Origin of the sequence: Chryseobacterium sp. ISL-6 (genome assembly GCF_018613715.1) — a bacterium.
In the GTDB taxonomy this organism is placed as follows: Bacteria; Bacteroidota; Bacteroidia; order Flavobacteriales; family Weeksellaceae; genus Chryseobacterium; species Chryseobacterium paludis.
This window is the reverse complement of record NZ_JAGGPT010000006.1, coordinates 58,733-80,718: the sequence shown is the minus strand read 5'-3', so window position 1 is coordinate 80,718 and position 21,986 is coordinate 58,733. Positions and strand designations below refer to the sequence as shown.

Sequence of the window (21,986 nt, the reverse complement as noted above, 5' to 3'; positions counted from 1 at the left end):
AAAAAAGTAAATGAAAAAAATAGTAATCCTCATTCCTTTGTTTCTTTTTTCAAAATTCTATTCACAGTTCAATACGGTTTTATACAGTGGCAGGCTCAATAGCATTGCTGTTACCCCTCTTTCAGAGAACCGTTTTGGAGGAAGTTTCCTGTCCTACCATATTGAAGGCAGGTCCGGCAGAAAACTAAAAGAACCCAGGGAAGCTGATAAAAGAAAAGGTGCGGAATCCACAGAAAGAAAAGAATCAAAATCCCGATCGGAAACTTTTGTAGAAAAGCAGCCTGTACCGGGAACTGAAAAACCGGAAGCCGGCGATGTAGAGGAAGATCTACCCCTGGAAGAAAATAATGAAGCGGTAGGGAAGACAAAGCGGTATAAAAAGCTAGACCTGATTACCGAGGGTAACAATGATTTTAGGGAAGAGCAGGTTGTTTTTATGCCGCTCAAAAGAATGATTATCACCTCAAATTTCGGAACCCGGTTCCATCCGGTAGATAAAGTGGAGAAATTTCATGCAGGAGTGGATTTACGTGCCAATGGCGATTATGTATTTGCTGTTCTGGACGGCATTGTAACAGGTGCAGGTTACAGTGGTGGTGCCGGAAACTACATTAAAATACGTCACGGTGATTTTGAAACCATGTATATGCACCTTTCCAGGATTTTTTTCTCTGAAGGTGATATCATCTATTCCGGGGATATTATTGCCCTGAGCGGCAATACCGGAAAAAGTACCGCTCCACATTTACATTTTGCAGTCAAAGAAAACGGAAGATATATCAATCCCATTCAATTTTTAAACGATTTAATACAAACCAATAACGCTTTAGCAGATTATAACAATGGAAAATAACACAACATTTCTCACAGACGATTTAAAGAAATTCGGGATCATGACCGAAGACAACCAGTTCTCCCAAAAGCTCTCGCAGCAGGAAGTCTACAACTTCCTCAAAGGAGGGGTGCTGATTGCTGAAAATGATACAAGCAGGCTGACTTTTAAGATAGCTGACGATAAGCTGAATGTCAATGCCTACACTAAAGATTGGGTGAGCCATCAGGACTTGTCTTCAGCGGAATTATTTGAAATCACCTCAAAAAACACCAATCTTTATAAGGTGATGGCTGATTATGGCATGATCACCCATATCGGGAAAAACAATTTCAATAATAACCCTGAAAATGAGATCACCCTATTTGTAGAAGTTGAAAATGAAAGAGGAAAAACAAGATTTTTTGGAAATAAGCTGGAAGAGGGTCTCACTGGCTTTAAAATCGGGGATAAGGTTCAGATCAATCAGACCGGAATCGAGAAAGCTGCTCTGCGAGCCAATATAGACGGGGAAATAAAGGAGATGACCAGATATGACAATCTCTTTATCATTCGTCCTTTGAACGAAAAAAACAAGCAGTTCCAATCCAGGCTTTTTGAATTGGATGCAAAAGAGAAGAGCATTAAGGATATTGATACCACTAAATATGAACTGCAAACGGTAAACGGGCATACCCTGTCGGAAAAGCAGCTTCAATTGCTGCGTAAAGGAAAAGCAGTGAAACTGGATGATGAGACCACCATTCAGCTAAGCCCGAAGGCAGATAATGAAAAGAAACTTTCTGCTTCGGTGAAAATGCTGCTTATTACTTCCATTGCTATTGATGGCGGACTGACATTCCTGATCATTAAAGGAATTCAGAAATTAGCAAAAATGCAGGAAGAGAACCAAAAACAGCAGGAAAGTCAAAAATACCTCGCAGAGCTTCAAAAACTCAAAGGTTTTCTTCAGTCCAAAGCAGAGCAATATCCAGACAATAAGCAAATCATTACCGATTTGAATATTGTCGGAAAAGAAATTTCCAATGTCCAGGCCAGAGGTATGGAAAATCTGGTTCAGGAAAAGAATGACGACACAGTAAGCTTAAAGGTAGGTGATCCTGACCTGTTTGAAGATGCTAATCAGAAGAAAGAAGAGGAAAGGAGGAATGAAAAGGATGCCGAAAAATCACAATCTTTTTCCAGAAGCCGGTAAAAATTAAATTTTAATAATAATGCAGCTGGATTTAGATATCCTTCATGTATTTGAGGGAAAGATTAATGAAACAGGCAATTTGTATTTTTTGGGGAATAATGAAAACTCCTGGTGCATTGTATATCCTGATTTTACCAGCGCCCAAACGCAAGAGTTTTACAAGATCATCAACCCTTTCGGGGATCTCCTGATTCACAATATGTATTGCTTCCGATACATCCAGGAAGCAATACTATTTTTTCAAATTAAAAAAGAGGATTTTTTCAGAAATGCCCTTATTATCATTTCCGGATTGGGAAGCAATAAGTTTATTACATCTTTTTTACTTAGAAATTATATCCAAAATAAACGGAATATTCCCAGACTCCATCTTTTCCATTCCGCAGGGAACTTTGAAATGACAGCGCTATACCTCGATCTTCTGGATAAAGGAATTACTTATAGAACTGTAAAATTCAATGGGAAAAATTTTCTGGCAATCCGGTATAAAGATGTACAAACTCAAATCAGTTTTGAGCAGATCAGTAAATCCAGGATTTGTTTTCTCCTGGGGATTAACGACCGCAAATACAGTATACGTAATCACTATTTATCACGGTATATAGCTAACCAGAGCCTATTGTGGTAAATCATTAATTTTTAAAAAACCTTCCTTACCCGGAAATTAGACAAGAAATAAACAAGTAACAATAATAAATACAAAATTTATGGAACAGGAAAAAGTAGAAAAAGCTCACAAGAGCATTCTAGATACGATTTCAACATTTACACCAAAAGAAAAAGAATTACTGCTGCAATATGCCAAAACAAAAGTTGAAGACTTTGATAATTTTTTTGCTGACCGATCTACCTGGAAAGAACTTGACCAATACACTGAATTAAAAGCAGGGTATTTGGAAAAGGAAATTTCAAAAATTGAAAAGATAGTGAATGATAATACTTTTGCACAGAGTGGTGGACCAGAAGAAAAAATACAAATCGATAAGTTCGTTCGCATTATTAAAGACCAAAATTCAGAAATTATGGAAAACAACCTATTTGAAAGCAAAAAAGCAGATTTACAGGTAAAAATTGAATTACCTGGGCAGGAAAAAGCTTTCTTTGATAAAATGTCCACGCCCAATAATCTGGTCACTCAGATTCAAAAAGCAGGACAAAAGCTCGAAGAAAAGGAAAGTCTCAGCATAAGTATCAATGGTACTTCCTTTGAAATTCCGAAAGAAAAAATGGAAAAAGGAAACATTCTCGAGACCCTTCAATCGGAATTTGAAAGAGCAAAGAAGAATAATACACAGGCAAAGGAAACAACCGATAATGAAGAGGCTAAACAGACTGAATCCCAACAGAATGAAGCACCGGCTAAACAGAAAGAAAAAACAAACTTTGGATACCTGAAAGACCAGATTAAATATCTCGGCATGGGTGAAGATCCTGCCATGCATAAAGAACTGGCAAAAAAGACGGGTTCAGGAGTTAAAGAGTTTTCTATGGTAATCTCTTCAGATAAAGCTTCTTTTAAAAAGAATAAGGTAGAATTTACGCTTAATTTTCAAAAATCTTCTTCAAACAATAAAGTGTACCTTAATACTTTTCAGGCTGCCCTTAAGAACGAAGAAAAGAATATGGAGCTAACTCATACATTTTCTGCAAATGGCAGAATTACAGCCAAAGAAGCTATTAATCTTCTGGAAGGAAGATCGGTCAAAACAGAAATTAATAGTAAGCATTCTGATGATAAGGAAGAAGCGTTTATTAAGCTTTTGCTCAACGAAGAAAAAAATGAAAAGGGTAATTTCAAACTTCAGGTATTCAATAAGAATTATGGCATTGATGTGGAAAAAATCATGGATAAATCCAAATTGGTATTTGATGATGAAAAGCATAAAGAGATCACCCAGAAATCGTTGGAAAAAGGAAATATTGTTTCAGTAAAGTTCTCGGATCAGAATAACAAAGTGTCAGAGGGAAAAGCGATTCTGAATCCCCAATACAAAATGCTCAATTTGTACGACAACAAAATGAAGCGGATCAATTCTAATGAACAAGCTTTTCAAAAGGAGAATTCTGAGACAAAGGAAGTGAAGAACCAGCAAAACTATTCGCGTAAAATGTAAAATACCTTATGAAAAATTTCATTTTGATAGTAATGCTTTCTTTTTTTGTTTCCTGCCACAAAGATAAAAGAGTACGGAGTGAAAAGGGAGGTATTGATGTAGTTACCAATATTTATTATAATGCTTCTAAAGGGCTGGATGATCATCAGCAGATTGTTATTTCCAGAATTAATTATTGGGAGCAGGATATTATTGAGCTTGTTCCCAATATCAATATACCGGAAATTATTGATAGTATTTTTTATATCAAAGATTCAGTATACTTTAATGCCGGAAATCAGACAGAGGCCAAAGCTCTCATTTTCAAGGAAAAGCAACTTTATGAGATACCGAAAAATCTATACCATAAAAAATCAGGTGCTATTTGGGTGAATATCCCAATCTATGGTTATAATAAGAGAAAAAATTTGACTGATACCCTACTTTATGGTAGAAAGCAGTTCAAAAGGTTTCAGGTCTTTACTCCGGAAAACTACAGCATTTTCTATATTGCCAAAACCGATACGATTCTTCCTTATTCACTTAATCCAATTGCCGATTGCGATTACGGCGGTAGGTTGGAACGTATTGACAGCTATGACAAGAAAAGAGATCTGTTCACTACAGTCGTATTGCTGCCAAGAAGAAATCTGGATAAAGAAGCAGAAGAAATTTTTGAATATAATCATGCTGTTGATCGCATTTACGTAAATCCCAGACAAAATGAAAAATGATCGAGCATGTGGCCCGGATTATTATTAATAATTCAACAACAAATAACAAGGGATAAAAAAGAGAAATTAATCAGACTTTTGTGTATTGGCAAATCGAGAAATGTTGTTTTGTTGTTTGAGTAAGATGGTATAAAAAAGATAAATCTTAAGTTTATGAATAAATATCACAGAATTTTAAGTAAAATCCTGCAAAAAGGGAAAATACAAGATAACAAAAAAGGGAAAATAAAATATTTGATGAATCAAAGAATTGATTTGAAACCCATAGATCTTCTAGAACTGTTTGAAGGGCACAACATAGCCCGTAAGAAATTAAAAGATGAATTAGGACTGTTTATGAAGGGGGAACGGCTAACGGAAAAATACAGGGATATTGGTGTAAGCTGGTGGGATTATTGCGGTCCTATTTTGATTAATAGTTATCCAACTTATTTTGAACAGTTACCGCCTTTGATTACTAAAATTAACAAAGAGAAGAGAACATCTAAAAATTATGTGTTGTTTTTGGGAGCCAATAACACAGAAAGTACTCAACAGCCCTGTTTATCTTTAATTCAGTTTCAAATTGAAAACGATAAATTGATTCTATCGGCATATCAAAGAAGTTCAGATGCTAATTTAGGATTACCAAGTGATATTTACCACCTGTATCTGATCAGCAAACAAATCAATATGTCGCTAAAAAGCATTCATTTGTTTTTAGGGAATGTTCATATCTATGAAAATAATATTGATCAAACTATTAAGCTGTTGAATGGTGAGGCCGTTAAATTCACTTTAAATATTAATTAAACCTGTTTAAAATGCCTTTCGGTATGAAAGGCTTTATGTTTACAAGTGTTTCTTCATAATGGAAAAACTAAAAAATAATTGAAACCAGAAATAATCCCAGATCATTAGTGGCCTGGGATTTTTATTTGCATTATGTTAATAATGTGGTCAGAAAGCTTTTGAGGCTTTGTTGCTGTATTTTTAGAATCCCTTTGTTTGATTTTTTAATCCTAATAATCTCTCCGTTAGCCGCGTTAAATAACTGATCATTTATTAGCAAATAGGCTTCATGATCCTGTGTTATGAACAAATCGAAGGAGACCTTTCCATTTCTAAAATGAAGAGAGCCGCTAATAAGAATTTGATTATCCTTTTCAAATGGGTTATTGGCAATCATTTTGGTTTCCGTGTATTTTTTATTCTTTACAGGAATAACAAATGAAAAAAGAAGCTGATCAGGAGATTTTATATTTTTTCTCAAAATTAAAAAATATAAGAAACACCCTTTTTTTCTTTTATTAGTTGTAACAACACCGCTCATAAGGTCTAGTCTAAGACCTTTTTTTTAATTGATTTATCAATCATAATTTAAATATTTAGGTTTATTTTGGATATTTTTTTATAGAATTGATAATCAATGTGTTTTTTAGTAGAAATTATAGTGGAATACTGAGCTGCAATTTAAATCTATGAATCATGGAAATAAAATTTATGTTGTTGTTTTTCAGGAATCAAGACGTCCTAATTCGGGAATTAATACAGCATTTGAAAGAATAAATAGTCTTTCATTTTAGTTATTTGTTTTAAATAAAGTCTTCAATTATTAATATTGATCGAACTAACATTATGATATCATAATATGATCTGACACTGACAGCCATAAATAAACCATTCCCCAAACAGGAATGGTTTTTAATTATTATGCAGTATCAATTGATTATATTTTGAGAGGACAATATAATCCGAAACACAGTACTAAAAGAATTTTAAACACGTCAATTTTTGATGTGAGTGAGGATTAGCTTTGCCTTAGAAACGTTTCAGAAGAATTATTAATTGCAAATTTAATAGATAGTCTTGATGAATTGATGAAGAAAGCCAAAGGCTTCTCCGAAGTATTGGAGCTAGTAAAGGTGAATCGATGAGAGGAAAAAAAGCTGATCATAAAATCAGTACAGAGTAAACAATTATTTTATATTTTTTAAACCATTTTTTAGATCCGTTTAGCCTGTGCTAAATGTGCAGGGTTAAGCCGTGTGATGTTTTCCACTTAGCATGGTATTCAAAGGAATACAAATAATTTAATCTCTAGTAACTAAGAAACTATGAAGTCCTAATATAGTCAACCTTTTTAGGATTTCACGTTTATTCTTAAGTCAAATAAATCCTAAATTCAATTAAGATCGATCTACCTTAAAAACGTTTATAAAAAATACAATAATCTACTTGTTATTTCCCAGTTAGTTTTTCCCGGATACCTGGAAGTTTTTCCTCTGTAATATGTCCTATAACGTCAGTTATTATTCCTTCTTTATTTACTAGTAATGTCATTGGGAATCGTTGGATTTCCAGATAAGATTCAAGTTCTTTTCCCGCATCAGGTATTTGTATAAAATCAAATTTATTTTTTAAAAGAAAATTATCTATTTTTTCTTTCTTATCATATGTTATACCAACAAAATTTACGTCTGGAAGGGAACTTTTGAAGCTATTGAGTAATGGTATTTCACGAAGGCAGGGTGCACATGTTGTTGACCACAAATTTATCAGCGTATATTTCCCTTTTAAATAGTCCGGACTAAAATTATTACCATATTGATCCTTAAAGTTCTCAATCGGAAATCTGGTATCTAATTTACTTTCCATATCCGGAAAGGTCCTAAGTTGTTTATTCTGAGCAATTAGGAAGTTGCAGATTGTGAAAAGTAGTATAAAAATAATTTTTTTCATGTTAAATAATATTTTTTTAACCAATATATTAAATTTTTTATATATTAGCCAACCAAATCACAGTGTAATGAAATTAATAACCATCATTTCTGTGCTATTCATAGGGATTCTCTATGGACAGAACAAACGGTTTTATTACGAATATAATTTTGCAAACGATTCAGCAAACCTGAAAAATAAGGCTAAAGAATTGCTGGCACTTGACGCGAGCGCAGATGGTACAATTTTTTATAGTCACCGTATTAATCAGATTGATTCCCTATATAATTTAAGAGATCCAAAAGGAAGTCCGCCCAAGTTTTTGGGATATCCTTATAGGGATGTATTATTTCACGAAGTTATCATTAGTAAAAAGAATGAGACTCCAAAGTTGTATTTCATGGGAGGACCAACAAGGAACTATTATGAAATAAAGTTGGATCAAAAAATCAATTGGACGATTTTACCCGATACGAAAGTATATGAGAATTTTAAGGTGCAAAAAGCTACTGCAAAAGTAAACGGAAGGAAATGGACAGCTTGGTTCACAAAAGAGATTCCCATCAATTCTGGCCCATATTACTTCAATGGTCTTCCGGGACTAATCTTAATTGCTGAGGATGATCTGAACTCACATTCGTTTAGGTTAACTGGAATTTCTAACATTGAGACTGTTGACCTTGATTTCATACCTATGTTTCAGAGCAAACAGCTTACTTCGAATAATACCAAAGTTATTTTAAGTACCAAAGAATTTAAAAAGTTACTAATCAGCAATGATGGTGATTTTGTTAATAACGTCATTCCATCCAATAATGCTGGTGAGGTTGTATCTTCTAAATTCTATGATTCATCGGGAAATGAGGTTTCCCAGACTGACTACATTAAAAATCAACGGGAATCACGTCGGAAGATCTTAAAAAGAAATAACAATAAACTTATAAATGACTTTAAAATAGGAGTAACCGAAAATCCTTTAAAGAGTAGGACAAAACAATAATCTATTTTTATGAAAACAATCAAAGAGTTTCAAGAGTCAAAGAGCATTTGCATCGAAAAAGAAACAATGGACGCTATCAATGGCGGTCTTCTTCCTGAAGGATCAACGAGAAGAGAGGATTTCTGTACTGGTGCGAACGATGGAGACAGCGAAGTTACGTATTACAGCGACAGCGGTCAGTTGATTTCTATTGATGGAACAAGGTTAGACGGAAGTACGTACCATTATCCTTAGTAGATAAATGATATTGATTTTATCTAATCAAAATGATTTCACAACCAATCTTGTTCAGGATTGGTTGTGTTATTACGAGAAAAATTCAATCCGTGTAAATAACAATCTGAAAAACATAAGTTTTGGGCTAGAAGGTGTAAAGTTTGTTCCAGAAAATGGACATGATCCAGAAGGAATGAATTTAAAGCAAGTTTCAGCCTGTTGGTTCAGAAAAGGCCAAATTCTGGGTCCACATTCCGGTAATGATCCTATAACGGCTAATGAACGCAGCGTAACAAAAGGTTATGTTTCGCACCTACTAAGAGACAAGAAAAGTATTGGTGACTTTATAAATGAAAATACGGTTAACAAGCTGATCGTGCTGGAACAGGCTAAAGTTAGTGGACTGCATATTCCTGAAACCTATATCGTTGAGACGAAGAAAGATATCCAAACTCTACTTAAAAAAAATGATGACAAAGAATTTATTGTTAAGATGAAAACAGATACCTCCATGTTTCAGTTTGATGATTGTGCGGCTATCATTTATACAAATGTGTTGAAAATTGATGAATTAGGAGAATTACCGGACGTATTTGCACCTACCTTAATCCAGGAAAAAATTAATAAAGTTTTTGAAATCCGAACCTTCTATCTTGATGGAAAAACCTGGTCAATGGCTATTTTTTCTCAGCAGGACGAGAAAACAAAAGATGATTACAGAAGGTATAACAATCAGAAACCAAACAGAAATACTCCATTTAAAATCCCGGCCCATTTAGAGCGGGCATTGTGTAAATTAATGGAGACACTTGATTTACGAACAGGCTCGATAGACTGGATATTAGCAGAAGACAATAATTATTACTTTCTGGAGGTGAATCCTACGGGACAGTTTTCAAACCTGTCCATGACATGTAATTACCCTTTAGAAAAAATTATGGCAGAAAAATTATGAAATTAATTGAATTCAAACAAAAAGTAAAGGATAACCCTACTCGATTTTCCTTACCGATGTTCTTTCTTGAAGTGCAACCAATGTCAGAACGAAAACGAAAAATTCTATACAGCAAGTACTATAACGGTAATTACATTATTGACTCTTTCTATAAAAATATCCATAGTCTTATATGAACTATTTTAAGTTATTTCCGAACATAAAAATCATAAAGGGTAAGGTAAATGCTGTTCTTCATGATATTGAACGCGGGAAAATCGAATTTTTACCTCTTGATTTTTCAGAATTTTTATCAGAGCTTGACACCGGGAAAACAGTAGCAGAAGTAAAGCAAAAATACCCTGAAGACGAACAATCAATCATTGACGCTAATCTTGATTACATGATAAATAATGAATTTGGTATTTATTGTTCTGCTGAACTATTTTCTTGTTTTCCAGCTATGTCCACTGAGTTTTTTGTACCATCTGAAATCACAAATGCGATTATAGAACTTAAATTAAGTTCAATCTATTACTTAAGGGATTACCTATCTCAATTGGAAGATTTAGGTTGTTTCGACATTTCCATTGTTTTTTATGAGCAGATCAATGAATGGTGTTTTTTAGAAATTTTCGAGCAGATCCCTCAAAATAGAATCAAATCCATCGAAATGATTTCAAAGTGGCATGAAGGTCTTAATGATACATTCTTCATGAGAATCAACCCAGATTGTCCACAGGTCTGCAAAATGGTCTTTACTTCATCACCCTTTGATTCAATTGAACAGTGGAATCAAACTAAAAACATTCTTTTTCATCGACAATTTGTGACAAAAGAAATTAACAATTTTTCTCACTGTGGAAAAATAGATCTCAAAAACTTTAGTATAAATCTACCTAAGTATACTGAAGCAGTCAACCATAATTCCTGTCTTCATAAAAAAATTGCGATTGATATTCATGGTAATATCAAGAATTGCCCAGCTATGCCTGCAAATTTCGGTCATGTAAAAACAACAAACTTAAGAGATGTTGCAGTATCTCAAAGCTTTAGGGAATATTGGAATATGAACAAGGACCAAATCAATATCTGCCGCGAGTGTGAATTTAGATATGTATGCACGGACTGCAGAGCTTATACTGAAAAAAATTCATTTGACACCCAAGGCAGGGATAATTCTAAGCCTTTAAAATGCGGCTATGATCCTTATCTTGGAGTGTGGGAAGATTGGAGCAAAAACCCTTTAAAACAAATAGTTTTAGCGCATTACAATCTGCATTCTGTACAGAAATAAATGGATAGTCCTACCTTTAAAAAAGTCCATTATATAAATTTATGTATATATTTCCATTCTAATTTGTGTTCAATTTTTAGGACTTCAAAAATGACATAATATGAAGTGTTTTCCCAATTCAGAGACTAAAAAAGATCTTTGCTATAATTAATTTGTTACCCAAAAGTTACTTTCTTGTTTTCCAAAATATAAGGATACATGAATTTATATATGTCTTCTGGAGATAAAATAAATTCAACTATTAAAACATCCTTTCCCTGATGTCGTCCAGACCAATAGCGCAAATTCTTATATCTTCATCTTTTAAATCGTCATAAAATCCGGTTAACAAAAGATCATACATTTTCCTTCTGAATAAGCTCCAATATAGATTAAATCTCCGTTTGCTCTTGTATGTGCGATACGGAGCAAACTCTCCATTTTCAATTAAAAATAATTCTGCCTGTTCATTTATAGCTTCAAGTAGTTTCTCAGCGGTATTCATTTAATTTTCAACCAGATTTAAAACTTTCCAATTTCCTTCTTTAGATCGCCATACCCATAATTTGTTGAATGTAAAGTTTCCGTTTTGATAGATAACTTTTTCTTCAATTTAATTTATAGATGGACCTTCATAAAAGAACCGTTTGGTTCAGCGGATAAGATTATAAAAACAGATAAATGTCTATAAAAATTGTAAACAAATATTGTCTGACAATAATTTTAGGATTTTTTTAAAACATGCTTGAGATTTAAATACATAGTTTTACAAATATAAATATCAACATAAATGAGTCATGGAAACCTTTCTGAAATAATAGCCTATTTTAATTTCACTAAGACAAGAAAATCTAAGCAGTATTTAATATCATTTTTCACTCAAAAATCTTTTAATAAAAATCAGACACTTTATGTCCAACAAAAATTGAAGCTATTCTTAGATAATTTTCATATTGTTGATCATTATGAGATTAGAGAAAACAGAGTTTCTGCAATTCAAAAATTTCTGGATGAAATTGATGCCAGTCAATATAATTATTTTACAAGCCTTACCTATCGTGAATATTTTAAAGAAATCAATACTAATATTTCTTTGTTGATTGACTTCTTTTATCATTTTGGATTGCTATTAAAAAATTTCCAAAAGAAAGAAACCTGTTTAGAATATTTTTATGAGGTTGAAAAAATGATTGCCTTCATCGAATCATTGCCCATTAATGAGTTTTATAATAAAGAGCTTGATTTTAAGCAAAGAAAAAATATTCTTATCAAAATTGCACCCGAAATTGAGAAAGGAAATTTTGACTTATTCTGGGATTTTTTTTACATGTTTGATGTGTATTCCAGTATTGCAAAGGGAATTAAGCTGAACAATTTGGTATTTCCTCAGTTTAATTCTGAAAATACTTTTATAACTGAAGATTTCTACCATTTAGACCTGGAAAAAGCTGTTAAAAATACTTTAGATATAAAGAATAAAAATACACTTGTCTTCACAGGAGCAAATATGTCGGGAAAATCTACCACAATGAAGTCGATTAGTATTATTGTTCTACTTGCTCACCTGGGAATTGCCGTTCCGGCTAAATACTGTAATATTCCTTTTTATGACAGTATTTTCCTATATTTTTCTGTTAATGATAATCTTAAAGAAGGTTACAGCCATTTCGCTCAGGAAATTATGAATGTAAAGAGCGTTTTATTAGAACTAAAATCTAAAAACTGTTTCGTTGTGTTTGATGAAGTATTCAGCGGAACCAACATCAATGATGCAGCACAGATTACCGTCAAAACAGTGAATGGTTTATCTAAATTTAAAAATTCCCTGTTTATTTTTTCCACACATTTAAATCTTATCGAAAATCATTTAACAGAAAATAAGAATGTTTTATTGCTGAATTTAGAATGTTTTCTTGATAATAATCATCTATCATTTACCTATAAACTGAAAGAGGGCTGGTCTAAACTTGAAATAGGAAAACTGCTATTTGATCAGTATGGCTTAAATGAACTTTTAAAATAGACGGACAATCAATATAATTTATGAAACTATTCTAGAAGTGTCATAAATCTATATAAAATGATAATGCAATTACAATAAATGAATCATGTTTTTTTTATCCAAATACTCAACACTTATACTTGATTTAAAATTTATATTTAAATCTCTCAAAAAAGGACCAACACAGAAAATTTTATCAACATTTGTTGACTCAACTTGTTTAATTAAATGATTAAGATCCAATGTATTTGTTTCACTCACTATGACGTTTTCTCTTATCATTTCTTTTTCTTTTATAATATCAAACCTTTTCACAGCACTAGCTATTAGAAACGCAGGATCATTTATTGTATTGCTTTCTAAGTAAGTCCTTGTTTCTTCGGCTACATAATTTCTAAATTTAGAATGGAGAGCAGCCCGGCACATTTCCTTAGGCATAATATTAATTTCTGCCGGACCTTGCCTTCCTATTGTTTCTAATACTTCTCTTTCACCTGACAACATTAACATTCTTCTTAAGCCAGTATCAACCATTCCGAAATTTACTGCAATATTCATATTTGGAAATTTGTTATAGTATTGATAATCTTCATCTTTATCAACATAGGTAAGAGCTACTGCTTCTTTGTCACCTTCTGATTCCTTTCTTATTTTCAAGATATTAATTGCGTCTTCAAATTTGACTGCGCCTGCTAAACATATTGCATTCAAATCTCCCAAACTTATTCCTCCACTAATGAAAGGAGAGTTTTTTTCTAGCGAGCATATGTGTTCTGCTATACCCATCATTCCGGCAAATAAACCAAATTTTACTATTTGGAAATGAGAAAAATCAGTAGTATTTTCCTGATCCTTCAAAAGCACATTGACGGGAATACCTGTTAAAAATGATGTTTCATCAAATCTTTTTTTTACGAAATCATTATATCTATATAATAATTTATAGTCTTTCATATCATGAGAAAGAACCGCAGGAGCAAATAGGATAGCGTATTTTGTCATTATGTTCTGATTATTTAAAATTAAATTTCACTGTAAGTATTACCTGTCGCGGACGAAGTTGTATCTTTGAATACAATTCTGAAGCAGCATCTAAACTGTACATCTCAAAAACTTTTCGATTCCCAACATTTAGCCATTTCAGTTCAAAATCTATTTTCTTCTTAGCCCATGTATACTGATAGGAAATATCATAGAATGCATTTCTATAGGTGGAATTTATATCGCTTGAATTTATCTGATCCCAATTAAATCCAATAGTATGATTTTTGATAGGATAAATAAACAGATTTAAATTATGATTAAATCCTTTATTACTAATTTCTTTACTGCTGAACCCTTTCTGTTTTGCCCATACGTAAGTAAGTGTATAGTCTAAACTCAACAAGCTGAAATATGCATTATTAAATTTAAACCCAATATTTTGAGAGTTGGTTGTTACATCTTTCAAATCATCATTTATTTTTTGCAATCCAACAGATTCTATCTTGTTGTAGCTGATAGAAGAATTTGTTTTAAATTTTGGAAAGTATTTTCCGAACTCTCCAAAATAATTATTTGAATAGTTTCTGTTTTTAAGTATATCATATTCTGTTATTACAGAACCATCCTGTTGATTTTGTATACTGGCAATTAAATTTTTCGTACTGTGGGAATAGCGATATCCTAGATTAAAGAAAATATTATTAAGAGGGTTCCTGTATTCTATTTTTCCACCGATATTTTTGTTTTTTATTTCTTTAACAGGGTTATCAGAATTCGTTTTAGACAAATAGATAGGGTTTGATAATATATAGCCTGCATATATATCACTGATATCTCCAAAAGTATAATTAATTCCTCCGCTCATCGATGCTTTCCAAAAAGATGCAAATGAATATTGAGCAAAGAGATTTGGTTCAAAAGTTGTTTTAGATAAAGATCTTATTACATTTCTTATAGGATCTTCAGAAGTAATACTGTTAAAATTAACTGGTGCTCTTAAATATAACATCCAAGCATTCATTTTATAATTTATGTCTAATGAAGCATATGGTCTAGAGTTTATGTATTTTATATTATTAGTATAGTCATTAGGATTTTCTTTAAGAGTGGAAATATTTGAGGTCATCTGTGTTGTAAGATGATCTAATCCAATTTCAGGGGTGAAGGTCCAAGCCTTTTGTGTAAAACTAATATTAACTGAATGAACCGCCTGAAATGTATTCATTTTCAAGGCTTGGAGAACATTATAAGAAGTAATATTATTAGATATTACGCTTGCATAATCTTTTGGTGTTATGTCTAAAGTTTGATTATCTTTTTGGTAATTGATATAAGACTTTACATTTACCAATTTTTGTTTCCATGGAATTATTGCACTTAATGAATTTTGGAAAGAGGTAGTAGGAGATTCGACAGTTTCATTTCCTTGTATCGAAGTGTTACTGGAACTTCTATACGCTACAGCTTTATCTACGTTCCAGAACTGAGTAAATGTAGTTGTATTCTTAAAGAACCCTTTTTCAGCGTTTTTGGTGAAAACAATCTCTCCTTTTGCCTTATCTGTGGATAAATGATTTAAAATATTACTAATTATATGATTGTCTATCTGAAAATAGTGTGTATCTGAATAGGATTCTCTCGTTATTATATTATTAGTATAATTGACATTTGCTTTTAGTTCCCATTCTTTATTTTTAAAAGGATTTGTAAGCAAATTTGCAGATAAATAATGAACGTTATTCATTAAATATCTTTTCTCTGGAAGATTAGGTATGGATGCTGCATCTACATTTAACCAGTTATTTTGTGTAGTATTGATCCTTCTTCCTTCCCAACTGCTTCCAAAAGCCAATATATTACCTTCTTTTTCTACACTTTCCCCTGTATTGTTGGTCTTATAATTTACAACCCATTGATTTTTCTGTCCAAAAAACATGGGAGTAAGCTTTACATTCCAAAGCCAGGGATCTCCAAAACCACTCCCTACTTCTCCGCGTCCTGTCATTGTAATTTTGCTTTTTAATTTTACATTGATCGCTGCCTGTTCCGAAGGAACTTTATTCTGAAGAATTTTTACAGGCTGATGATTTTCCATAACCTCCACTTTCTGTACTGCATCTTTCGGAAGTGAATTATTGACAGTTCCGTAACCACCCTCCATTAGATCTTTACCATTAACATAAAACTTATTAATAGCTGTTCCTTGATACAGAACAGATCCGTCAGTATTTACTTCTATTCCTGGAATTTTCTTAAGAACATCAGCCAGAGTTCTATCTGCCTTATTTTCAAATGCTTTTAAATCATAAGAAATAGTATCTCCTCTTTTAGTAATGATTTTTGTTTTTAGCTTTACTTCTTGTATTTCGGTAGCTTCTGTTTCTATGGTAAAATTATACGTTTGGTTATCATTGTTTATTTTTGTAACCAATGTTTTATGATTAAAGGCTTTTATTTTCACATCTATACTTGGTTCTGTAGAAGTAAAAATAACTTTATATTCCCCTTTTGCATTGGTGATACCATAAGCAATAACAACATCTTTCCCTGGCTCTTCTACAGTAACACTTGCACTGATAATTAGTGAACCATCAGTGTCTTTTACAATACCGGAAAGTGTTTTTTGAGAATAAAAAAATAATGGTAAAAGTAGTACACTAAAAGTGATAATTTTCTTAAAAAAATCACGCATAATTTTATGTTAAATTTATTAATAAGGATTGTGAAAAAGATTATACTATAACTTTTCTTGAAGTATTTTTAATGGAATACCGCTAAAATAATTGTCATATTTTTCTTTAAAAAACTCAAGCATATTTTCATTAATAGTATCGGATTGATATACTTCTAAAAAATCGAATATTGGTCCATTCTTGAAAAGTTCTTTATGGTTTTCATAAAGAGTAAGGAGATTATTTAATGCATCATTAAAATCTGAATTTAAAAACATATAATTGAATATAAATTCATTAAGAAAAAATTGCTTAAAATCATGAAATACATCTTCACCAATAACATGGAAGGAATTTTCCAAGGTTCTTAATTCTGTATTTCCGGTCAATAAGAATTTTACCAGCTCATAGATTATTGTATTCGCTTCTTCTTTTTTATTCTGAAATACAAGTACTTTTAACAAATTCTGATAATGAGAAATGCTATCAAAAACCAAAATTGGAAATTTTTCTTTAAGACTTTTATTAATTTCAAGAGTATTATTTATCCTTTCATTTGCTTTATCATAATTTTTAATTTTAAAATAGTAATAAGATTTTGCTCTGTCGTAAGAATTAAAAATCAGTTTATTCAGTAAAATTTTATCCTTTGGAATTTCGCTTTGATAGTGTTCTCCAACTTCAAAAAAATACTTAGCAGCATGAATATTAGTTCTTGCAAACTCCACCGCATCAGTAAAATATTTGGAAATCATATAAAGTGTTTGCCTATCCTCAATAGGCAGATGATCCCGCAAAGAATTCATATAAAAAAGAACATATCCACTTCTTTCAATAAGAGAATTTTTATGCCATTGAAGCCTATTTTTATTATTAATCATGTTTAGTTATAATTTTATACTTTAATAGAAGCATTAATTTAAAATTCTCAATTATTAAATCTAGATCTTCTTTTTTAATCTCTCCAAATGCCTTATATTGATCTATAGGTAGCAAGAAGGAATCTTTGCTTGAATATTTTTCAATCATTTCTTTATAGTAATGATAATTTTTAGATATATCAGGTTCATCAATTGGTATGAAACTAAGATTTTTCTCCTGAACGTATATCAATGACATATTGTATTCTTCATCTAAAAAATCATATGAAATACCATCATGTATAAGTTGTAATAGCTTTGAATGTTCTTTATTTAAAAATTCATATAAACTGCCTTGTTGTAAAACATCTTCCGAATGAGTTCGATTACTGCTATTATGATTAAGGACTACTTTTTTTAAATTTAAAAGATATAATTCTTCATTTTCTTCCTGAGGTATTATAATTTCATAATGCATGAGCATCGAAAAAATATTATCCGGAAGTTTATCAAAAAGTCCTTTATTCAACAAGTCAATTAATCCTGCATGTATTTTAATACCCATTTTTTTTCTTGAGGAAAAAAGAATTTTGGATATTTTTTTATCATCGTCTCCTTCCTTAAAAGTATCACTCAGAATTATATATTTTGATAATTTAAATTTCATACTATTTGGTACTTATCAATAATTTTTTAGGTCCTCTCTGAATATATTGTTCATTCTTCCATTCTAAATTTGAAACTTTTAAATCTTCTATACTTAGATTTTCTACAAGAACCTCTATTGCAGTAGCAGATTGCAGTTGAGCTAGCCTTGCTCCAATACATCTATAAGCTCCAAAACCATAGCTTAGATGCTGAGGATTTCTATCAATCTTTATTTCATCCGGATTTTCAAATTTTTCGGGATCTCTATTAGCAGAACCGACGCAAACTAGAATTTGACAACCTGCTGAAATTTTTGTATTTCTTATGATAATATCATTTTTTGTGTACATTGTAAAAAACTGAACAGGGCTGTCAAATCTCAATAATTCATCGATAGAATTTGGAATAAGTTGAGGATTGCTTTTTAACTTATTAAAAACGTGTTGATTATTGTAAAGAGATAAAAAGCCGTTTCCTAAAAAATTCATCATATTATCATGTCCTGCATAAAAAAGGAAAATCAATAAACATAATGCAAAATCAGTGGATTCATCAGTTGATTGACATGACTCAATTAATGCGCTTGCCAAATCTTTACCAAGAGCTTTTTCTTTTTTATGAATAAATTTTCTTAAAAAAGCAATAAAATTTTGTTCAGCAGGATTGCTAGTTTCCAGATTATTGATAAGTTTTAAATATCCGTTATCTAATTTAGATACGACTTCCGTTAATTCTGAAATATCTTCTTCAGGAATTCCTATAATTCGGCTAATCGTCTCAAAAGTATAGTGGTGGGCAAAATCATTAATAAAATCAAACTTCCCTTTTTCCTTACATTCTTTAAGAAATTTTTCTGCGGATATTTTCATTTCCTCTTTTTCGAATTTCAAATTTCTTGCAGCCAGACCATGTAATACATTTTTTCTGTACGGGCTATCGATTTCAGGAGCATAAGCATACATGGTTTTGGAAATCATGCTTTTTTGTTTCCCAAATAATGCATTTTGCGTTTCTGTGTCCTGTCCCCAGTGTGAAACAGACGGATTCTGCATTAAAGAAACGGCATCTTCATACTTCATCACCATCCATCTCATAGGTGAAATTCTATACAAAGGTGTTTTTTCTCTTATTTTTTTATAATCTTTATAGGGGGTTTTCTCACTAAATAAATTAGGAATATCTCCTAAAAAGCTTTTCAGTAAATTATTTTTCATTTTTTAACAATACTTCATGTTTTCAATTGCTAAGGTCTCTTCAAAAGAGTCAATAAATTTTATCAATTCATCTTTGGTTTCGCTATGAATTTTTATTTCTTTTAGCTTTATATCGTCTTTTATACTATATCTGATTGTAGGACATGGTGGGTTTCCTTCCATCCAAGACTTTGGACAAGCACTGCCGCATATGGGGAAAAGCTTACACGAATTACATTGGTACTCTTTCTTTTCCCAAACTTTATCATACCAATCTGTATAACTTCTATCATTGGATACTTCCTTATTTACATTTCCTAATACATATTTGGATTTTTTATAAACATCCGTTAAAGAAACTTCGGAACAGCTGTATACATTTCCATAGGCATCATACATATCAGAATCTTTGGTTGTCAATATGCATGTATTTAGCTTCCTTTTCGGAAGCTCATTTGAATTGTATCCCAGTTTAAGTTTTAATAGTTCCCATTTCAACTTATAATAGGCAAACTCTTCTTTTGTTAGAGACTCTTTATGAGCATCGTTTTGTGCCCAAGAGTATATGGATGCAAAATATAAATGGTTTATTTTGTTATGCAAATTATCTTCGGCCAATTGTCTGATAAGCGGATCTACGCCATCGAAATTTTTTCTATCAACATTACACCTAATAGTCATACTTTGATGGGCAATAGCATAAAAATCTGAGTTAAGAATATTACTGATGTTCCTATAGATCAATTCATAAGACCCCGCTTTTTCTTTTTTTAAATATCTGTGTTTGTCGTGATATTCCCCGATCCCGTCAATGGTAATTTCAAATTGATTGATTTTAAAGTCATTAACCATTTCCTTGTATATATCTGGTTTCAGACTCATACCATTAGTTACCAATACAGAACCTTTTAATTCAATATCAAGTTCCTCACAATGAAGTCTTACAATATTATTAATCTTCCTCATTGTACTTAAACCAGTTAAAGGCTCTCCTCCAAACCAGCCAATATTCATAGTTTTATACTTTCCAGTTTTTAATTTTACATATATTCTGTCTGTAATATTTTTGACAGACAGGTCTGATAAAACATTTTTTGTATGATCTTGTCCACAATAATAGCATCCAAGCTGACACCAAGCACTTGGCTGAATTACTTCATATAAATTTGTGCTTTCAGTACTACTTTTTTTATTTTCAGTAATTACCGTTAGCAATTCATCTTCTTCTTCCTTTATAATTATTCTGTCATTTATAAGCCTTTCTAATGTTTCTTTAGGTAGTTTATGCAATTCATTCCTTTGTAAAATGAGAGCAAAAAGAGCTGAAATTTTTAGTAGTTTACTTGAAACCGTAGAATATATTAAAACCTGATTCGGATCAGTATGACTTTCAGTAAATATTAGATAATGCGATAATTTATATTCCATAGCGTTTTTTTAAATATTTTTTAAACCCCTTATAAATTGAAATAGTAAACATGATATAAAATGCAGCTAAAGGGGACAAGGCAACAAGGTTTCTTTTATACCAGTTAAAATCAGAAGGAAATTCTGTTATAATTTCATGAACAAAGAGATAAAGGTTTTTTGGAAAGTATATGATTGAATTATGTTGCTTAATTATCATGAATAAGATGAAATTTATTACGACAAGCATAGAAAAATTACCATATAATATCAAAAAAACATCTTTTTTACTGGGTTGAAAATTCTTATTACGACCCACACACCATGAATAAAATTTTACAGAAGCCTTCGTTGCTCTTTCCCTTAAATTTGTAATATTGGTATAATCGCTTAATGCCCAATATCCATCAAATCTTAGGAATGGATTTAGATTAAAAACAACACCAATAAGAATTAAGGAAGTAAGAGACAAAACTCTCACGTCATGACTTATAAGAAAGAAAAGACTTAATAAACATGTTATAATAAGCTGTACATAAATGCCGCCTAAATCAACAATTAATCTTTCTTTTCTGCGTAGGCGCCACGCATCCGACACGTCGGAAAAAAAGACTGGTGACATAATATATAATCCAAACCCTATTTTTCCGCTATTAGCTCCAAATCTTTCGCAAGCAGATGAATGCCCGAATTCATGAATAACTAATGTCAATATATTAATTAAGAGAAAGTTGATAAATAGATTTCCATCAACTGTTTGAAAGACTATTGAGAAATCTACAAGGAAAAAAGGTAATACCGTAATTAAAAGAGAAAACAACAATATCGGATAGAAAATTTTTTCATTAAAAGCCGGAGTTAAGACTTTAGATATTTTCTTAACAACAGACTCGTTGAAGATTGTCATTTTCAGCCATATATATTTGTCTTTAATCTTAATTCTGCTTTCATCATCATCTTTAAATATTCCATAGCCGGATAAGTTTTTCTGAAATATTTTAAAAATGGCTTCATCTGTCAGTTTGTATTTTGACTTTTCATTATAAATTTTTTTAACATCTTCTAAAGAATTATTACCATCTATTAAATTCAGAATTTCTATAACTTCCTTTGAAATATATAGTTTTGAGTTTTTATCACCATCGTCTATACAAATAAGATAATTCCTTTCATCAAATTTTTTCCAAGAACAGTTCTCACTTATTTTTGGAACAATAGACACATCAATTAAACCATCCAT

Annotated in this window: 21 protein-coding genes; 11 read left to right on the top strand and 10 right to left on the bottom strand. The window is 31.6% G+C overall.

Going from position 1 to position 21,986, the window contains the following annotated elements; genetic code table 11:
- Window positions 1–10 precede the first annotated feature (10 nt).
- The 6 genes from J7E44_RS11115 to J7E44_RS11090 all read left to right on the top strand — a co-directional run bounded on the left by J7E44_RS11115 (window position 11) and on the right by J7E44_RS11090 (window position 5,646).
- Window positions 11–853, top strand: coding sequence for a M23 family metallopeptidase (locus tag J7E44_RS11115; RefSeq protein ID WP_214829401.1), 843 nt, complete (start codon window positions 11–13; stop codon window positions 851–853).
- A complete protein-coding gene (locus J7E44_RS11110) occupies window positions 843–2,027 on the top strand; it encodes a DUF3945 domain-containing protein (protein WP_214829399.1) in 1,185 nt (394 codons plus the stop codon). Before J7E44_RS11115 ends, J7E44_RS11110 begins: the two co-directional genes overlap by 11 nt.
- 19 nt (window positions 2,028–2,046) lie before the next feature.
- Window positions 2,047–2,655 (top strand): hypothetical protein, encoded by a 609-nt coding sequence (locus tag J7E44_RS11105; protein ID WP_214829396.1) that lies wholly within the window; start codon window positions 2,047–2,049, stop codon window positions 2,653–2,655.
- 79 nt (window positions 2,656–2,734) lie between these two features.
- Window positions 2,735–4,141, top strand: coding sequence for a hypothetical protein (locus tag J7E44_RS11100; RefSeq protein ID WP_214829395.1), 1,407 nt, complete (start codon window positions 2,735–2,737; stop codon window positions 4,139–4,141).
- 8 nt (window positions 4,142–4,149) lie between these two features.
- A complete protein-coding gene (locus J7E44_RS11095) occupies window positions 4,150–4,854 on the top strand; it encodes a hypothetical protein (RefSeq protein WP_214829393.1) in 705 nt (234 codons plus the stop codon).
- 153 nt (window positions 4,855–5,007) lie between these two features.
- The gene (locus J7E44_RS11090) at window positions 5,008–5,646 is read left to right on the top strand and encodes a thymidylate synthase (RefSeq protein ID WP_214829391.1); all 639 of its coding nucleotides are present in this window, start codon (window positions 5,008–5,010) and stop codon (window positions 5,644–5,646) included.
- Between the two features lie 130 nt (window positions 5,647–5,776).
- On the opposite strand, the gene J7E44_RS11085 is transcribed toward J7E44_RS11090, so the two are convergent.
- Together J7E44_RS11085 and J7E44_RS11080 are read right to left on the bottom strand one after the other, a co-directional pair.
- Complete coding sequence (locus tag J7E44_RS11085) at window positions 5,777–6,106, bottom strand: hypothetical protein (RefSeq protein ID WP_214829389.1); 330 nt, start codon at window positions 6,104–6,106, stop codon at window positions 5,777–5,779.
- Window positions 6,107–7,074: 968 nt separating this feature from the next.
- Window positions 7,075–7,575 carry a TlpA family protein disulfide reductase gene (locus tag J7E44_RS11080; RefSeq protein ID WP_214829387.1) on the bottom strand — a complete coding sequence of 167 codons (501 nt, stop codon included), beginning with the start codon at window positions 7,573–7,575 and terminating at the stop codon, window positions 7,075–7,077.
- A gap of 67 nt (window positions 7,576–7,642) precedes the next feature.
- Between J7E44_RS11080 and J7E44_RS11075 the strand changes: the two genes are divergently transcribed.
- The 4 genes from J7E44_RS11075 to gwsS all read left to right on the top strand — a co-directional run bounded on the left by J7E44_RS11075 (window position 7,643) and on the right by gwsS (window position 11,001).
- On the top strand, window positions 7,643–8,554 hold the full coding sequence (locus tag J7E44_RS11075) for a GLPGLI family protein (RefSeq protein WP_214829385.1): 912 nt from the start codon (window positions 7,643–7,645) through the stop codon (window positions 8,552–8,554).
- 66 nt (window positions 8,555–8,620) lie between these two features.
- Window positions 8,621–8,788 (top strand): hypothetical protein, encoded by a 168-nt coding sequence (locus J7E44_RS11070; RefSeq protein WP_214829383.1) that lies wholly within the window; start codon window positions 8,621–8,623, stop codon window positions 8,786–8,788.
- Between the two features lie 7 nt (window positions 8,789–8,795).
- Window positions 8,796–9,725, top strand: coding sequence for a grasp-with-spasm system ATP-grasp peptide maturase (gene gwsG / locus J7E44_RS11065; protein ID WP_214829382.1), 930 nt, complete (start codon window positions 8,796–8,798; stop codon window positions 9,723–9,725).
- A 172-nt stretch (window positions 9,726–9,897) separates the two neighbouring features.
- Window positions 9,898–11,001, top strand: coding sequence for a grasp-with-spasm system SPASM domain peptide maturase (gene gwsS / locus J7E44_RS11060; RefSeq protein ID WP_214829376.1), 1,104 nt, complete (start codon window positions 9,898–9,900; stop codon window positions 10,999–11,001).
- Between the two features lie 241 nt (window positions 11,002–11,242).
- On the opposite strand, the gene J7E44_RS11055 is transcribed toward gwsS, so the two are convergent.
- A complete protein-coding gene (locus tag J7E44_RS11055) occupies window positions 11,243–11,485 on the bottom strand; it encodes a hypothetical protein (protein WP_251040560.1) in 243 nt (80 codons plus the stop codon).
- Window positions 11,486–11,770: 285 nt separating this feature from the next.
- Here J7E44_RS11055 and J7E44_RS11050 point away from each other — a divergent pair, with 285 nt between their 5' ends.
- Entirely contained in the window at window positions 11,771–13,003 is a 1,233-nt protein-coding gene (locus J7E44_RS11050) for a MutS-related protein (RefSeq protein WP_214829374.1), read from the top strand.
- Between the two features lie 69 nt (window positions 13,004–13,072).
- Here J7E44_RS11050 and J7E44_RS11045 read toward each other — a convergent pair whose 3' ends face one another.
- The 7 genes from J7E44_RS11045 to J7E44_RS11015 are packed head-to-tail and all read right to left on the bottom strand — an operon-like array spanning window position 13,073 to window position 21,986.
- Window positions 13,073–13,984 carry an ACP S-malonyltransferase gene (locus tag J7E44_RS11045; protein ID WP_214829372.1) on the bottom strand — a complete coding sequence of 304 codons (912 nt, stop codon included), beginning with the start codon at window positions 13,982–13,984 and terminating at the stop codon, window positions 13,073–13,075.
- A 10-nt stretch (window positions 13,985–13,994) separates the two neighbouring features.
- Window positions 13,995–16,658, bottom strand: coding sequence for a hypothetical protein (locus J7E44_RS11040; RefSeq protein ID WP_214829370.1), 2,664 nt, complete (start codon window positions 16,656–16,658; stop codon window positions 13,995–13,997).
- A gap of 45 nt (window positions 16,659–16,703) precedes the next feature.
- A complete protein-coding gene (locus tag J7E44_RS11035; protein WP_214829368.1) occupies window positions 16,704–17,519 on the bottom strand; it encodes a hypothetical protein in 816 nt (271 codons plus the stop codon).
- Window positions 17,512–18,165 carry a hypothetical protein gene (locus tag J7E44_RS11030; protein ID WP_214829361.1) on the bottom strand — a complete coding sequence of 218 codons (654 nt, stop codon included), beginning with the start codon at window positions 18,163–18,165 and terminating at the stop codon, window positions 17,512–17,514. Before J7E44_RS11030 ends, J7E44_RS11035 begins: the two co-directional genes overlap by 8 nt.
- A gap of 1 nt (window position 18,166) precedes the next feature.
- Window positions 18,167–19,360: a cytochrome P450 gene (locus J7E44_RS11025; protein WP_214829359.1), complete on the bottom strand. Its 1,194-nt coding sequence runs from the start codon at window positions 19,358–19,360 to the stop codon at window positions 18,167–18,169.
- Between the two features lie 3 nt (window positions 19,361–19,363).
- Entirely contained in the window at window positions 19,364–20,767 is a 1,404-nt protein-coding gene (locus tag J7E44_RS11020; protein ID WP_214829357.1) for a radical SAM/SPASM domain-containing protein, read from the bottom strand.
- A complete protein-coding gene (locus J7E44_RS11015; RefSeq protein ID WP_214829355.1) occupies window positions 20,757–21,986 on the bottom strand; it encodes a zinc metalloprotease in 1,230 nt (409 codons plus the stop codon). The genes J7E44_RS11020 and J7E44_RS11015 overlap by 11 nt, the downstream gene beginning before the upstream one ends.